The organism is Paenibacillus residui (genome assembly GCF_042677205.1).
GTDB classification, from domain to species: Bacteria; Bacillota; Bacilli; order Paenibacillales; family NBRC-103111; genus Paenibacillus_L; species Paenibacillus_L residui.
This window is the reverse complement of the sequence record NZ_JBHTIU010000028.1, coordinates 123457-139555: the sequence shown is the minus strand read 5'-3', so window position 1 is coordinate 139555 and position 16099 is coordinate 123457. Positions and strand designations below refer to the sequence as shown.

The following is a 16099-nucleotide window of genomic DNA, read 5'->3' as shown; positions in this document are numbered from 1 at the left end:
TCGACAAAGAATCGTTGCGAAGTTATTGCAGTTTGGCAAAATGCCGGACAAGGAAGTCCCGGAATTGTAGGGCCGCCCGGGAAAGGTAGCGGTTTTCCAGCCAAGCGATATGGAAGGTGCGCTGACAAACAGGACGGTCGATACGAAGCTTAATTAAAGGTGTTTCCGCGTCCCCTTTGCAAGCACCGACGAAAGCGACGCCGAGTCCGGCCCGAACCAGGTTGCCGATAGCGGTCGGTTCGTCAACTTCGCACACGACGTTAGGACGAAATCCCGCGGCCCGGCAGAATGCATCATTCATCTTTCGAAACGGATACCCCTCCTTATAGCCGATGAATGGCTCATGGGCCACCTCGCTCAAGCAGATGCTGTCCCGCTCCGCCAATCGGTGCCCGCTAGGCACGGCCAAGTAAACCTCCTCATTCAACACAGGAAGAGCACAAATTCCAGGCTGTTCAATCGGCATCGCGGTAAAACCAAAATCGACCTCGCCATTCTCAATCAATTGCCCCATATCTTCCATGGAGGCTTGGGTAATGCGAAAGTTGACCTTCGGGTATTGAGCCAGGAATGCGCCTATCGGCTCGGACAGCCGGTTGAGGGTCGATGTCGCCAAGTAAATGCTGCCGTGCTCCATACCCGCCAGATCGGCGACTTCTCTTCTTCCTTCTTCCAGCAGCGATAACGCGGCCTCCGCTTTCTTCAAAAATGCTTTGCCGTATGCATTAAGCCGAATTTGCCGCCCTTGACGGTCAAACAGCGGGACGCCCAAATCCTCCTCCAGCCGGGAGATGGTCTTGCTTAATGCGGGTTGAGCAATATGAAGCTCCTGGGCCGCCCGGGTCATATGCTCGAGTCTGGCGACGGTGCGGAAATAGTGTAGCTGCAGTAATTCCATAGCCCATTGGTCCTCCATTCATATACTTCAGTATATATATGCATAAATAAAATAGTATTTTTCTTTATGTATTACTCATTGTAGAATGAATTCTGCCGGAGGACAATCGGCAATTTATAAGCAGTTGGGTTGGACCGGATGGGAAAGGAGAGGAAAAAATGGAGAGCGGCAGACCGCAGAAAGCCGGAGAGAGCCTGATGCGTATTCTTGCCGTCACTTTGGTTCTTACAGTGATGAGCGCAACTATGTTCAACATCGTACTTCCCGAAATCCGCCTGGACTTTCATCTGACCTATGCGCAGGTGAGCTGGGTCTCTTCCGCCTATATGCTTACCTATGCCATAGGCTCGGTGACCTACGGGAAATTGGCCGATATTTATAAGCTCAAGCATTTGCTGACCTTCGGGTTGATTTTTTTCGCGGTCGGCTCCATGATTGGCCTGGCTTCCCAAGCCTACTGGATGGTGCTTCTGGGCCGGGTTTTGCAGGCCGTTGGCGCTTCAGTCATTCCTGCTGCCGCCATGATCATCCCCAGCCGGTACTTTCCCCCGGAAACCCGTGGGAGAGCCTTAGGGCTATCCGCCGCAGGACTGGCGCTCGGCAGCGCCGTTGGACCGGTCGTCTCTGCACTTGTCGTCAGTCTGGTTCATTGGCGGTGGCTGTTCTGCATGCCGCTGCTGGTTTTGCCTATGCTGCCTTTATTTCGCAAATATTTAGGTGATGAGGAGAGGAAGAAGGGAAAATACGACGGGCTGGGGGGAAGCTTGTTGGCCGGAGCCGTCGCCCTGCTGCTTCTGGCCGTCACATATGAAAAGGGCGGATTGGCAGCCGCCGGCTTAATAGGCTTCTTGTTATTTATAGCGCGAATCCGCTATACGGCGGAACCTTTTGTCCGGCCTCATCTGTTCAAGAATAGAAGCTACTCGCTTGGCTTGGTAATGGCCTTTCTGGCGGGAGGGATTGGCTACTCCTTTCCTTTTCTAAGTCCGCAGCTTTTTTCCAATGTTTATCATTTGGTCCCGGGAGCGATCGGGCTCGCCATGTTTCCGGCTGCCATTTCTTCCGCCTTGCTGGGAAGAATTTTATGGCGGGTTCCGTCGCCGCTGTCATGTACAGCAAAGTGATGGACCATGGCCCCATCGTCGCCTTCAATCCGATAAACGCTTATTCTAATGCGTTTGTTTTCAGCAACATTTATTTTTTCCTGGCGGTTGGGTATACGGGAATTATTGTGTTGTATTATCTGCAATTCGACAGGGAGGCGAGAAAGCGGCGAAGTCTGGCAGGAGGTATGGCGGAAGGCTAGAATCGGGGAGAATTCAATGTCTACGACAAACGTTTCAAATGGCTGTAAGCTTTGTTCGCAATCAACTGGGTTCTTGGGTAATACGGATATTACCATAGATGTGATCGTAGGTCGTCATCACTTTCTGATCGGGAAGAGACGGATTAATGAAACTTGTCAGCGCAGCCCAGCGGAAGCTGGAAGCTGCCAGAGGATTATAAGCAAAATAGACAGATGAAAGGATGGATAGAACATGGCCCTGTGTGAATTTAGACATTCCTCAGCTGCCCTGAGTGTGGGAAGAAATCTCCGTGTGAAGCGGCTTTATATTAGATCAGAGGGAGGGGAACAAAGATGAAGGCAGCGGCTTTTCATTCCTTCGGCCCTCCGGAGGTTCTGCAGCTTGTGGATTTAGAGGCGCCGCATGCGGGTCCCGGCCAGGTCCGGGTTCACGTTAAGGCGGCTGGCGTGCAGCCATTCGATACTGCGGTGCGAACCGGCTGGCAGCCACCGGGCGCCTCCGTGAAGTTCCCGCAGATTCCGGGCAATGAATTCGCGGGTGTGGTGGATCAAACCGGGGAGGGGGTCAGCGGCTTCTCCATCGGTGATGAAGTGCTGGGCTACCGGATATTGGGATGCTATGCCGAATATGTCGTCGTCCCTGCCGATCAGCTCGTCCTCAAGCCGCAGGGCATGCCCTGGGAGGAAGCCGCCGTCCTGTCCGCCTCCGGCCAGACCGCGTATACAGCGCTGCGGGAGCTTGAAGTGGGGCCGGGCGACACGGTACTGATTCATGCGGCGGCAGGTGGAGTAGGTACTATGGCGGTGCAGCTGGCCAAGGCCTGGGGCGCGACCGTGATCGGCACCGCCAGTGAGCGCAACCACGACTATCTCCGCTCGCTGGGCGCGATTCCCGTCACCTATGGTGACGGTCTGGTCGCCAGGGTGCGGGCGCTGGCACCGGACGGAGTGGATGCGGCCTTCGATGCCATCGGAGGCGAGGCGCTCCATGCATCGGTGGAGCTGGTGCACAGCAAGAACCGCATCGGCACGATTGTCGACCATGCCCTTGCGGAGCGGCTGGGCGTGCGCGGCATCCGCAGCCAGCGGTCTGCCGCACGGCTGGCCGAGCTTGTCGGCCTGTATGTTCAAGGCAAGCTGTTTGTCCATGTCTCAGGCAAATATCCGCTGCATCAGGCCGCTGCTGCTCACCGGCAGGTTGAGAGCGGCCACGTTCGCGGGAAGATAGTCCTGACGATCGGCTAGAGGGGATGGGCAGCGGTTTTGGAGGCTCTCGCTTGTCAAACAAACGGTAGAGATGCACGACGAAACGGTCTCTGCAGGCCAAAGGGTTACGATAACCGTTGGTTTCCCGGGAAAGGCACGCGTCATGGATCGTCCAAAAGAAGACGTTTCCTGCACTTTAGAGCAGGAGCGTTTTCTTTTTTTCGTGTCGGTTTGAATTTGCATGCTTGTTTTGATATCATTTTTCAAAAAGTTAATGTTTCCGATATATTTCGAGGATGAACGGCAAATGGTTTTCTTGATGGAATGGAGAGCTCTATTTGTTAACGTTATCTACGTTTAAGATAAAGAAAAGGAAGAAAGCAATGAAACCTATTTTCTATGCCCTGATTCTTTTATTATTAATGCCGTTAATGACCCCTTTCCAAAATACAGCATACGCCATGGAAGAAGAGAAGCCTGTAACGCTTCATAGTGAAGCGGTTATTTTAATAGACGGAACTACCGGCCAGGTCTTGTATGAGAAAGACAGCGACCGTCCGATGTACCCGGCGAGCATCACGAAAATCGTCACCGGTATTATCGCTTTGGAGAACGGGAATTTGGAGGATATGGTAACGGTTAGCGAAGCAGCCCGCAATGTAGAAGGGACCCGGGTATACTTGCTGGAAGGAGAGCAGGTTCCGCTATTGAAACTGGTGCAGGGAATGCTGATCAATTCAGGCAATGATGCCGCTACCGCGATAGCGGAATATTTTGACGGCAGCGAAGCGAAGTTTGCCGAACGGATGAACGAGTTTGTCCGCGACAAGATTGGGGTTACGAACACCACCTTCCAAAATCCGCACGGCCTGTTCAATGAAAATCACCAAACGACCGCACGCGACATGGCGCTAATTACGCAGTATGCCATGCAAAATCCGCAGTTTCGCTCCATAGTTGGAACGAAGGAGCTGGGGTGGAACGGGGAAGGCTGGAAAACGACCATTTACAATCATAACAAGCTTCTATGGCGGTATGAGGGAACCACTGGAGTGAAGAACGGGTATGTGGACGAGTCCGGCCATACATTAGTAGCCTCCGTTAAGAGAGGGGACTCCGAATGGATTGCCGTAACCTTGAAAGCCGCTTCATCCGAATTCGCCTATAGCGATATGGAAGCCTTGTTCAATTACGGCTTTGAACAATTCCGGACAAACCGGGTTGTCTTGAATCCTTCCCTCTTCCAGACTTATCTGGACCGCTATGTCATTCCGGAGGAGCTGGTCTTCACAAGCAGGAAGGATGAAAATTTCGTTATCCAAATCAACGATGCCTCGGGACAAATGGTCGTATCAAGCCTGGAAGGACAGAACCTGTATACCGAAGATTTGGAGTCGATCGCTGCGGCAGCTTCCAGGAATAGGAGTTCCGAGAAGCAGCAGGAGGATAACCCGGAAGGCGCCTCGATAGAGAAAAAGGCGGTTCCCTACAAGCTTGGCACCGGCACCACCTTTGTCCTAACCATTTTCATCACACTCGTATTCCTGATCTTGAGGAAAAGAATAAAGAGAAAAAATGCTCTATAGTCCGTGTTTTCGATAGCTGCAGCGAACTCTTGCAAAAGGGGGAGGCTGCTTTTTTATTTCTCAAAAAAAATAGAACAGCATCATGTCAATTTATGGTATGTTAAACTCATCGGTGGCGAAATAGCGGTTTCACAGACACAGGAGTCCCTTTGATTTGTTATTTTCGTCATTCGCAAATCCTCTTGGCATGGAGTGATAAAAAAATGAATTTGAGCGAGCTTGCCAAACAAGTGGAGACAGGGAAGTTCAAGCAGCATCTGGAAAAGCATTTTCCGGAAGATGTGGCTTTACGTTTGGGCGGGATGACCGCTGCGGAGATCGAGAGGGAATTCAAGCAAGTAATCCAAGTTCCCATCCGGTTATCCGGGGAAATGGGCCATGAGCTGTTTGAATTATTTTACACGGCCTCGTGGTTTAATCTGTTTGACCGATTGCAGGTACCTGCCGATGGTATGCTTTTTGAAATCGCTGCGGGGGACACGGTTTATATTCCTAAAGCATTGGATGCCTATTCCAGTGTCGCGAAATATGTTACCGCTAATCTAAACAAGGAATTATCCGAAAATTTTATGAGGAAGACGGCAAGCTTACGGATCGACATTCGGGTAATCCAGGATGACGGCATTCATATTTTGGATTATTATCCGGAAGGATCCTTCGATGTTGTATCCCTTCACCATGCCGTCAATGATATTATTCAGACGATCATAGCAAACCAAGAGGGAATCGATACAGTAAATAGCAATTGGTGGACGATAGAGCCTCAGATGCTGCAAGCCGTGATGGCCTATCACAACCGGGGGGAACTAAAAAATGCGGCATACGGGGGCTTTATCGGCATCATCGAGACTTTGGGGAAATTGTTAAAGCCGGGAGGGTACATGATTTTCGATAATTGTACGCATGAAGGTTACGAAAAACTGGGTTATTCCTCGGAATTTCACAGCGCCTACATTCAGCTGGCCAGGGAATGGATACAGGAAGCGAATCTGGGATTGGAAGAAGTAAAGTTGGAGGCATACGACAGCAAGTGGTGGATGGTTTTGCGCAAATTGTGAAGAAGAGAATGGAATATTCCGGACGTTTACACGCATAGAAGGGCTCTTGCAGGCGAGGAATGTCCGGAAGGGAGGAAACAAGACACACTTGAACATGTCGGAAATATTTTGCAATACATATTGGACCGGCATGGCGGCCGTATGGATGAACTACGAAGGTCCTAGAATTAACTGGATTAAGGGATTAATAGATTTTATACAGCAAATTCGCTGCAATGAAGCAATGGATAGATGACCTGAGAAAAGATCGCTGCCATTAGAAGCGGAGACGGGTCATAAGAAAAGGAGGAACAGGTATGAGGAGAAAAAAACAACGGCGGAGAGCCGCGCTGGCCGTAACCGCAGCCACCACATTAATCAGCTCCGCAGCGGCATGGGCAGAAGCGGCGCCGGCGGCAGCGGAAGCCTATACGGGGAGCGGCCCGGCCGCACAGGGGACGACGGATAAAATTCCCGGCTTCCATCTGACATTCGAAGGCGTCATGGTGAATTTGTCGAATCCTCCGGTGCTGGTGGGCGATACGATGATGGTTCCGGCCCGGGCTCTGCTGGAGGGGCTCGGATATCGGCTGGAATGGGACGACGCCGAGGCCGCTTTGACGGCCAGCCGCCCGGCAGGCCCGACGCTTAAGTATTGGGTAGGTCGCCAGGAGGCGGTGAGAGAAGGAAGTACGGTGTACACCCTTCCGGAAGCCCCTTACCTGGACGAAGGACTGCTCTGGATTCCTCTTCGTCCGGCGGCGGAGATGAGCGGGCTGGAGGTGCTGTGGAATGCTGCGGACCGATCGGTGACGGTCAGAGATCCGGATGCCCGGATAGCCTTCAGCGTGGGGACCCGGGCGGACAGCGGGGGATACGGCACGCCGGAACGTTTGCTCGATTATATGAAGCGGGAGATGAGGACAGATATCCGCTTCACCTTAATTCCGCCCGATCATTACAGGGAGAAGGTGAACCTGATGATTGCCGCCGGCGATCCGACCGATTTGATGCTGATCGCGCGGCCGTATGATTATGATGATGAGCTGTTTCGCTCGATCGCTTCCGATCTTACGGATTTGCTGGAGGACTTCCCGAGGCTTCGGGCGCTGGCCGAGAGCGAATCGCACTCTGTACGAACGATAGACGGCCGGGTATATGGCATCCCTCGGCCATTCGACTCCCAGAATGCCGCTTTCCCGGTCATTCGCCAGGATTGGCTGGACAGGCTCGGTTTAGCCACTCCGAGAACGATGGATCAGCTATATGAGGTGCTTTGGAAATTTGCCAAAACCGATCCCGACGGTGACGGAAAGGACAACACCGTTGGTCTGACAGGTCGGTTGACCGTTAACGGACTTGGTTCCTTCACCTGGGTGGAGCAGGTCTATACCGGGAGCCCGGCTCGTTTTGCCGTGAAGAATGGAGAGGTGCTGGATGCAGCGGCGGAAGCCGGCGAGCGGCGGGCGCTGGGCTGGCTCGCCCGTGCTTATGAGAATGGAGTGCTGGATCCGGAGGCTCCCATTGTAAAGGATGAGCATGTCACCGAGCGATTGCTGCAGAACCGGGCCGGAGCAGCGGCTTTGACGCTCGATCAGGCGGCCGCGCTAATGGCGGATTCGGACCTTACGGACAAGTGGGCTCCGATTTGGGTTCCACTGCCTTCCCTTGGAACCGAGACGACGGAGCCGGTCGCTCCATGGAATGCGGAAGGTTCGGGCACATATATTATTCCGCGCACGGTTCCTCATGACAAGGCCATGAAAATTTTGGAGTGGCTGGATCAAGGATTAGCCATGCAGCAATCCGGGGAATGGGAACGAGTCCCCGGAATGGAAGAAGCAGACCGCTCCGCGGTTGCGAATTTGTTCGGAAGCACAGATCTGCTGCAGTCCTTCGGAAGCCCGGTCCAACAGCTTCCCGATGCCGTCCGACAACGGTATGAGGAAACGGTTGCCGATTGGCGCCAAGCTTCATATGAACGGAAAACGCTGCCCAAAGCCGACCGTGTACTTCGCAACAAGGAGTATATCCAAATGAATGAAGAGCTGGAGAAGCTGAAGGTTCATGTCATCATCGGAAAGGCGACGCTTGAAGATTGGGACCGTCACATCGAAGAAATGAAGAAATCCGACACCTATCGGCGGATGATGGCCGAGCTCCAGGCGCTGCTGTCTGAATGAGGAAGAGTTAGGGGGCGTCTGAGAGGACGCCTCTTCTTTCTGCTTAGAAAATCATTCTGTTATATCAATCAGCCAGCCGGCCTTGCATTCTGCGCTGTCCGGGATGTCTATATGGTAAAATGAACAAAAAGGCGAGGAGGCCGGAGAGATGTTTGTGAAGGAAGAGGGGAGCCGGGATTCTCCCATGCTTGTATTGATCCATGGCGGAGGAGTCAGCGGCTGGATGTGGGGCCGGCAGGTGGATTATTTTCAAAATTGTTATCGGGTGGTCCCCGATCTTCCCGGCCATGGAAAGAGCAGAGACATCCCGTTTCAATCGATTAACGATACAGCCCGACAGATCATAGAAATCATTCAAAATAAAAGAAACGGTCGGGAGGTGACTCTTGCCGGCTTCTCTCTCGGGGCGCAAATAGCGTTTGAGGTCCTTAGTTTGCAGCCCGAAATTGCCGATTATGCGGTGATTAACAGTGCGCTTGTCATTCCGATGAAGTCTATTCGTCCTTTCCTTAGACCCATGACTAAACTATCGATGCCGCTCGCCAAAAACAGAAGATTCGCCAAGCTCCAGGCCAAAGCACTGTATGTAGGCGAAGAGCAATTTGAAGCGTATTATAAGGAATCCAGCAGCATGAGCACGGACACTCTTCTTCGCATTCTTGAGGAAAACATGTCCTACCGAATTCCGCCGGGCTTCGGGCAGAGCCATGCCAAGATTCTCATCTTGGCCGGAGGAAGGGAGAAAAAAGCGATTCTCCAATCCGCCGCTGCCCTAGCCGAAAGTAACGATTACTGCGCGGCTTATACCGTTCCTGGAATCGGACACGGCATTTCTCTTGCCGCCCCCGGTCTGTTCAATCAAATTTTGGAAGCCTGGATGACGGACACGGACTTGCCGGAGGGAGCCCGCCCGCTGAATGGACAAAGAGGGGCGCGCAGCGATCACTGATCCGGTGCCTCAAGCGAATGAATACCACACTCTAACCGATGCCCGGACCGTCAACTCTCCGGGCTGGATGGGAGTGGCCGCACTTTCCGCAAGCATGGGGGCTTGATAGAAGAGAGGTTCAACGGAGCGTGAGAGCTCCTGAACTTTACCGGGTACTGCGGCAAGGGAGACCCCCAGTGCACGGGCCAGTGCCGCCGCCTTGCGCCGGGCGTCGCGAACGGCCAACGAAAGAGCCTCGTTACTGTACCTTTCGGGATGAGCCAGGGTGAATCGGATGCCGGTGACGATGTTGGCTCCATGAGCTACGGCGGTGTCAACAATAGCTCCTGTTTGCTCCACTTTCCCGGTACTGATTTGCAGAAGATGGGTCACTTTATACCCCCGAAAGACGGACTGGCCCTCCGGATAATCGTATTGGGCTTCAATCCGGTAATCGGACGTCTGGATTTTCTGCTGGGGGATTTGGAGCTGCTGCAGGGCCTGGATGATGTTCGTTACTCTACCGGCATTCTCGGACTGGACCGTCTGCAGGACGGGGCCTTCCGATACGGCCCCCAACACGATCAAGGCCTGATCGGGAGGAGCTTGCAGCGCTCCTTCCCCCAGCACTTCGATTACGGACGGGGACGGAGTGCGGAACGGGAACTTGTTCATTGGATAACCATACATGGCCGGACTCCTTTCTTATCAGTATAGAAAGCTTTGGGCTAGAGGAGAATTTACCTTAAATGTATGGGAAACTGGCCGGGAAGATTCTTGCCGAGACATAGTTCAACGAAATTTCCGGCCATTTGAAACAGGCAGCACCGTCTGGACTCCCAAAAAACCAATCGTACTAGGATAATGTTTGGTTTAGCGATGCAGTTGGAAAAATAAAATCCATCTTGGTAGGAGGATAACCGCATGAAAGACGATCGTATTGCCCCGCTTGAAGCGTTGGAGCAGGGTATTTTTCTGATAAGCGGAATAATGGCTTCCGGCAAATCCACCGTCGCCCAACAGCTCGCCGAACGCTTTGCCAGAGGGGTCCATCTCCGGGGGGATACCTTCCGTCGAATGATCGTTTCCGGGCGGGAAGAGATGCTGCCGGACGCTACGGAAGAAGCGGTGAATCAATTGAATTTGCGCTACCGAATTGCCGCCTCCGCCGCGGACGAATATTGCAGGGCCGGCTTCGCCGTTGTCGTGCAAGATGTTATCGTGGGCCCAAGCCTCGAACGGTTAGTGGATTGGATCCAGAGCCGTCCTTTATTCGTCATTGTTTTGAATCCGAATATGGAAACGGTAGCCCGTAGAGAAGCCGCTCGCCCCAAGAAAGGCTATGGCCCCGGCTCCTGGACTATTTCCGGACTGAATGATGTGCTCATCAAAGAAACCCCGCGAATCGGATGGTGGCTGGATAGCTCGGATCTGACGCCGGAGGAAACGGTGAATGAGATTCTGGAAAAGGCGTGGACTCTTGCCCGGATCAAGTAAAGATAACGGCCAGGAGACCTTAAACCGCAAGGTAGGCATAAAGCGGGTTACGTTGGTCAGCGCCGAATTAGTCAGGTTAAACATTTATATAATTAATAATTAATGTCATTAAATAATGGTGAATATCCCGCGCCATATTCCGCAAATGAGGAGTTCCTTTCAGACTGTGATAAAATGGGGTTAGCAAGTTTTTCGCGCATTGGCATGGACAAGTTTATCCCAATGATCACATCCATCCGCAGAAAGAAGTGAGTGATAGTGAAGCTAAGTGTACTGGATCTGGTTCCTGTCCTGGGAGACGCCGATTCGGCAACGGCTCTGAAACAGGCGGCCGAGCTTGCAGGAACGGCGGAACAGCTAGGGTATCATCGTTACTGGGCGGCGGAGCATCATGATCTCCCCCATTTGGCCTGCCCGGCGCCCGAAGTGCTGCTGGCCTATATTGGAGCGCGGACACATCGGATTCGCCTCGGATCGGGAGCGCTTCTGCTGCCGCATTATTCGCCGATGAAAGTGGCGGAGACCTTCCGGCTTCTGGCCGCATTGTGCCCCGGACGGATAGACCTGGGAATCGGCCGGGCGCCCGGGGGATCGGCTCATGTGAGCATCGCCTTGAGCGGCAATTTTCTGGAAAATGTCAGAAAGATGCCGGAAACGCTCGAGGCTCTGGCCGAGCTGCTGACGGACCGCTATCGGTTGGACGGGCAATCGGTTACCGCACGCCCGATTCCGCCTTCTCCGCCGGAAATATGGATGCTTGGCACGAACCACCGCAGCGCTGCCTATGCATCCAAGCTCGGAGCCGGATATGTATTCGGTCATTTCATGAGCGATCGGGATGGGGAAGAAGTATTGTCTACCTACAGGAAGGAGTTCCAGCCGTCTTCTCTTACCCCGGAACCTCGCGCGATGGCAGCCGTCAGCATAATCTGTGCGGAAACCGAGGAGAAGGCTTATCGGCTGGCGGCCGAAGGGAGGGCCCGGTTTGAGCCTAAAGAGTTGCCCAAGGATGGGGCTGCCCGGGAACATCAAGCATTAATCGGAACGCCTGAGCAAGTGAAGGCGGGGCTGCTGCAGTATCGGGACCGATACCGGGTAGAGGAATTTCTTGTCGTCACGCTGACAGGGGACTACGAAAGCCGTCTGCATTCCTACAAGCTGTTGGCGGAGGCCTGTCTTTAAATCCATTTGACAGGCACTTTATACGATGGCCGACTTTTTTCACAGTCCATGAACTTGATTAATCCATTGCACCAATGGTTTGATTGGTTCCCGGACCGCCTCCAGATGCTGAAGATTGGCCAGCATTCCGCGAAGAACGACCCGCCGGGGCCGGCTTGCCAACAGCTCCTGTTCCAGTATACTCAGGGAGTCCAGGGCATCCTGGCGTTCCTCCGGGTCAATCTGCGCATTAGCGAGATCATTGCGCAAATTCTGTATAAGAAGCAGGGGAGGGGGAGCGCAGGCTCCATCTTTATACAGTGCCTCGAAAATCTGCGGCCAGTTGCTTTCCGAAATCAGGGGCTCAGGCAAGTCTTTGAGCATGCCCCTGGCAACATAATCAACGCTGTTCAGAATATAACGGCTGATTTGATCGACCTTAAGCTCAATATTAGCCAACATCTTAAGCCCCATCAGGGTGGAGATTATCCCCCCCATGAGCACCGAAGCATCCAGCGCATAGCGGGCGAAGGATTCCCCATAAACCTCGATTAAGGATTCGCGCAGCTCTTTAATCGTTTTGGTATGGACCTCGCGCAAAAACTGCTTGATTTTCTCGTTCGTAAAGCCGGGATTTTCCCGAATCTGGAGAGTGACGAATTCGGGGTAATCGAGCCACATCATTAAATGAACCTCGATTTTTTTGAGCAGCCGTTCCTGTGGGGCCAGCCGCGTATCCCGCTCAATCCACTGCATTCGTTCGTCACTGAGTCTGTAGTAGTACTTGTAAATGTCCATCAGCAGTTCTTCCTTGGAGGAAAAATGCAAATAAATGCTTCCCTTGGACATGCTGCAGTACTGGGCAATTTCCTGCATCGTTGTTTGTAAATATCCTTGTGTTGCGAAAAGCTTCATGGCAGATACAAGAATCTGCTGCTTCTTATCCGGCGCTTTGTCCCGCACGGTGTCCATCCCCTCCGAAAAGAGATCCGTTCTGTGGCTTGGTTTGAACCCATAGTAACTGAGCATCCGCCGGATTGTCAAACGCCCTGTCCCGCCAATCGTTTGTTCAATCTCCGGTAATGACTTCGTTTCGGCTTTCGTACGTGTATTTTTTGAAAAATATGTCTTGCATTATGAACGGCCCCTAATTATAATGGGGAACATATCAATCGATCGCATAGTTCAAATTCGATGAAGAGAAAGAGTAAGTTAACGATCCGATCCTGCAGAGAGTTGGGGGAGCTGAGAACCAACGTTCGGATTTTAGCTGAATGCCGTCTCCGAGAAGCAGGCTGAAAGTGAAGTAAGCTCTGCCGCAGGTCCAGCGTTACAGGGAACGCGTATTGATGGATACGTTGCAGAGTGTCATGACGTTTTGTCGTGAAACTAGGGTGGTAACACGGGTATTTCGCTCGTCCCTTGACAGGGGCGGGCTTTTTTATTTTCTGGAATTCATTAAGGAGGAGCGTCCCATGACAAATCGATCCATGAACGAGTATTTATCCCCGGCTGTGCGGAGTATTCCTCCTTCAGCCATCCGCAAATTTTTTGATTTGGTTGAGGGCAGCAAGGATGTCATTTCGCTCGGAGTAGGGGAGCCGGATTTCGTCACCCCGGCGTTGGTTAGGGAGGAATGCGTGCGGGCATTGGAAAGGGGAAGAACAACCTACACTCCGAACGCCGGACTGCCCGAGCTCAGGGAAGAGATTGCCAATTACTTATATAATCAATTCCAGGTCAAATACGAGCCGGCCAATGAGGTGCTGGTGACGGTCGGCGGTAGTGAAGCGATCGATCTGGCGCTGAGGGCATTGGTGACGGAAGGCGATGAAATCTTGATTCCGGTCCCTTGCTACATTTCGTATTCGCCGATTACTTCACTCGGAGGAGGCGTTCCTGTTGAGATAGAGACCTTTGCCAAGGATGGCTTCAAGCTTACGGCCGAGGGGCTGAAGAGCAAAATCACTCCTCGCTCCAAGGTGCTGGTCGTCTGCTATCCGAACAACCCGACCGGAGGAATAATGACTTATGAAGATTGGCTGCCAATCGCGAAAATCGTTGAAGAGCACGATCTGATCGTCATTTCGGATGAAATTTACGCCGAACTGACTTATGACAACAAGCATGTCAGCTTCGCATCCCTGCCGGGGATGAAGGATAGAACCCTTCTGGTCAGCGGATTCTCCAAGGCCTTCGCCATGACCGGCTGGAGAATGGGATATGTCTGCGGCCATCCGGAGCTTATCGCCGCAATGACGAAAATTCATCAATACACGATAATGTGCGCCCCGATATTGGGACAGATCGCGGCCATAGAATCACTGCGGAACGGTCTGGAGGAAAAGGACCGCATGATGGAATCGTACAATCGGCGGCGAAGAATGATCGTTCAAGGGCTGCGGGAGATCGGATTGCCTTGTCACGAGCCGAACGGGGCGTTCTACGCTTTTCCGTCCATAGCGGAAACGGGGCTCAGCTCCGAGGAATTCGCCCATCGTCTGCTCGCCGAGGCCAAGGTCGTTACGGTACCCGGCTCTGCGTTCGGTCTAGGCGGGGAAGGCTTCATCCGATGTTCCTATGCCACTTCCGTGATTCAGCTTCAGGAGGCCTTGACGAGAATGGAACGATTTATCCGGGCGATCCGGTGACAAATTAGCTCATAGTTTCCGTATAACACAACGGGGCGGAAAGTGAGGACAGCGCAGACAACAAACCGTCCGGATATAATTCCCCGGACGGTTATTGCCGCAATTAATAAGACTTCGTCAACACTGTTTTATGTGGATGATAAAAGTCCCCGGCTGCATAACAGCCCGTAAAAAGTACGTCTCACATTAAATAGCTGATAAACATCGAAGCCGTACCAAAATAGACGGTTAACGAAAAAATATCGTTCAAAGTTGTAATAAGTGGTCCCGAGGCGACCGCCGGATCTACCTTGCAGCGATAGAGAATGAGCGGGATCACCGTGCCGGCCAGTGTTCCGATAATCAATGTCAGGAACAGGGAGCTTCCCACGACCAAGCCGAGAATGGGGCTGCCCTGCCAGAAATAGGCGATTCCGGCAATTAACAGTCCGCAGGTCGTTCCGATTATGAGTCCGACTCCGAATTCACGGGAAATCAGCTTAATAACGGCTCGTCGGTCTAAATCCTGAGAGGCCAGACCACGCACTACGACAGCGAGCGATTGGGTTCCCGTATTCCCCGTCATTCCGGCAATCATGGGCATGAAGAAGGCGAGAGCGACTACCTTCTGCAATGTTTCCTCGAATCCGCTTATAATACTGCCCGATACCAATCCGAGGAAGAGCAGCAGAATGAGCCACGGCAGCCTGCGGATAGAAGCGGTTATGGCCCCGGTATCGAAATCGATCGTTTTGCCGGAAGCTGCGAATTTGCCTAAATCCTCGTTGGCTTCCTGGATAAAAACGTCAATGACATCGTCAACCGTTACGATTCCTACCAGGCGCTCCTCGTCATCCACGACCGGAACGGAAATAAAGTCATAACGCTCGATGAGCCGGGCGACTTCTTCCTGGTCGGCATGAACGTTGACCGAGATAACTCTGGTGAACATGATATCGTCTATTTTTTGGTCGATGTCCGAAAGCAGCAAATCCCGGTACGAAACGACGCCGACCAATTTTTTCTGACTGTCCAGGACGTACAGATAGTATAGGTTTTCGGCCAATTCGGCGAAAATTTTCAGCTTGTCGATCGCTTCCCGCACCGTAAAATGCTTCTGAATCCAAACATAACGGTTTGTCATAATTCCCCCGGCCGTTTCCGGAGGATATTTCATCAGATTTTTAACGGACTGCTGTTCTTCTTCCTTCATGACGGCGAGGATTTCCTCGATTTTATCTACGGACAGCTTGCCCAGCAAGTCCGCCAGATCGTCATTTTGCATCAAATCCATAACGGTTGGCAGCTTGTCGACTCCGAGTTTTTGTAAAATTTCAATTTGTGCCTTGGCATCCAGCTCTTGAATAAGTGCGGCAATTTGCTCGGGAGTCAAGAAGAGCAGAAATTTCGTATGATGCTTGTCAGGAAGATTTTTATAAAGAACAGCCAGGTCATAGGGCTGCAGTTCGTCGATAATCGTTTGGAACGTCTCGCGGTTTTGTTCTTTCAGGTGCTTGATAATAAGCAGGGTAAGTTGGTCTTCAGTCATTTGCATAACCATGGCTACACCTCTTTTCGATATATCTGTAACGGATCGGACCTGTTCTAACGGAGGATTCCACCACGGCAACACAGCTCCAGAACGCACAATGCGACGCCCGATGACG

At 52.4% G+C, this 16099-nt stretch carries 13 protein-coding genes, 1 pseudogene and 1 other annotated feature; of the genes and pseudogenes, 9 read left to right on the top strand and 5 right to left on the bottom strand.

The features are described from left to right. Positions 1-22: 22 nt before the first annotated feature. Positions 23-898, bottom strand: a complete 876-nt coding sequence (locus ACFQ03_RS09230; RefSeq protein WP_379287642.1) for a LysR family transcriptional regulator — start codon at positions 896-898, stop codon at positions 23-25. A gap of 158 nt (positions 899-1056) precedes the next feature. Between ACFQ03_RS09230 and ACFQ03_RS09225 the strand changes: the two are divergent. Then, a pseudogene (locus tag ACFQ03_RS09225) lies at positions 1057-2204 on the top strand (MFS transporter). Positions 2205-2265: 61 nt separating this feature from the next. On the opposite strand, the gene ACFQ03_RS09220 reads toward ACFQ03_RS09225, so the two are convergent. Beyond that, positions 2266-2460: a hypothetical protein gene (locus ACFQ03_RS09220; RefSeq protein ID WP_144940258.1), complete on the bottom strand. Its 195-nt coding sequence runs from the start codon at positions 2458-2460 to the stop codon at positions 2266-2268. 77 nt (positions 2461-2537) lie between these two features. Here ACFQ03_RS09220 and ACFQ03_RS09215 point away from each other — a divergent pair, with 77 nt between their 5' ends. From ACFQ03_RS09215 to ACFQ03_RS09195, 5 genes are all read left to right on the top strand, one after another. Beyond that, positions 2538-3449: an NADP-dependent oxidoreductase gene (locus ACFQ03_RS09215; protein ID WP_379287639.1), complete on the top strand. Its 912-nt coding sequence runs from the start codon at positions 2538-2540 to the stop codon at positions 3447-3449. 344 nt (positions 3450-3793) lie between these two features. Then, positions 3794-4996 carry a D-alanyl-D-alanine carboxypeptidase family protein gene (locus ACFQ03_RS09210; RefSeq protein WP_379287637.1) on the top strand — a complete coding sequence of 401 codons (1203 nt, stop codon included), beginning with the start codon at positions 3794-3796 and terminating at the stop codon, positions 4994-4996. Between the two features lie 203 nt (positions 4997-5199). Next, positions 5200-6054 carry a hypothetical protein gene (locus tag ACFQ03_RS09205; RefSeq protein WP_379287635.1) on the top strand — a complete coding sequence of 285 codons (855 nt, stop codon included), beginning with the start codon at positions 5200-5202 and terminating at the stop codon, positions 6052-6054. A 296-nt stretch (positions 6055-6350) separates the two neighbouring features. Next, on the top strand, positions 6351-8216 hold the full coding sequence (locus tag ACFQ03_RS09200; RefSeq protein WP_379287633.1) for an extracellular solute-binding protein: 1866 nt from the start codon (positions 6351-6353) through the stop codon (positions 8214-8216). 148 nt (positions 8217-8364) lie between these two features. After that, positions 8365-9165, top strand: coding sequence for an alpha/beta fold hydrolase (locus tag ACFQ03_RS09195; protein ID WP_379287631.1), 801 nt, complete (start codon positions 8365-8367; stop codon positions 9163-9165). Positions 9166-9174: 9 nt separating this feature from the next. Here ACFQ03_RS09195 and ACFQ03_RS09190 read toward each other — a convergent pair whose 3' ends face one another. Then, positions 9175-9834 (bottom strand): SIMPL domain-containing protein, encoded by a 660-nt coding sequence (locus ACFQ03_RS09190; RefSeq protein ID WP_379287629.1) that lies wholly within the window; start codon positions 9832-9834, stop codon positions 9175-9177. A gap of 234 nt (positions 9835-10068) precedes the next feature. Here ACFQ03_RS09190 and ACFQ03_RS09185 point away from each other — a divergent pair, with 234 nt between their 5' ends. After that, complete coding sequence (locus ACFQ03_RS09185; RefSeq protein WP_379287627.1) at positions 10069-10641, top strand: AAA family ATPase; 573 nt, start codon at positions 10069-10071, stop codon at positions 10639-10641. Between the two features lie 258 nt (positions 10642-10899). Further along, positions 10900-11823 carry an MsnO8 family LLM class oxidoreductase gene (locus tag ACFQ03_RS09180; protein ID WP_379287624.1) on the top strand — a complete coding sequence of 308 codons (924 nt, stop codon included), beginning with the start codon at positions 10900-10902 and terminating at the stop codon, positions 11821-11823. 39 nt (positions 11824-11862) lie between these two features. On the opposite strand, the gene ACFQ03_RS09175 is transcribed toward ACFQ03_RS09180, so the two are convergent. Continuing rightward, complete coding sequence (locus ACFQ03_RS09175; RefSeq protein WP_379287621.1) at positions 11863-12765, bottom strand: TetR/AcrR family transcriptional regulator; 903 nt, start codon at positions 12763-12765, stop codon at positions 11863-11865. 222 nt (positions 12766-12987) lie between these two features. Further along, positions 12988-13228, top strand: a binding site (T-box leader). A gap of 49 nt (positions 13229-13277) precedes the next feature. Here ACFQ03_RS09175 and ACFQ03_RS09170 point away from each other — a divergent pair. Continuing rightward, entirely contained in the window at positions 13278-14453 is a 1176-nt protein-coding gene (locus ACFQ03_RS09170; RefSeq protein WP_144940748.1) for an aminotransferase class I/II-fold pyridoxal phosphate-dependent enzyme, read from the top strand. A 181-nt stretch (positions 14454-14634) separates the two neighbouring features. Here ACFQ03_RS09170 and mgtE read toward each other — a convergent pair whose 3' ends face one another. Further along, on the bottom strand, positions 14635-15993 hold the full coding sequence (gene mgtE / locus ACFQ03_RS09165) for a magnesium transporter (RefSeq protein WP_379287619.1): 1359 nt from the start codon (positions 15991-15993) through the stop codon (positions 14635-14637). Positions 15994-16099: the final 106 nt, after the last annotated feature.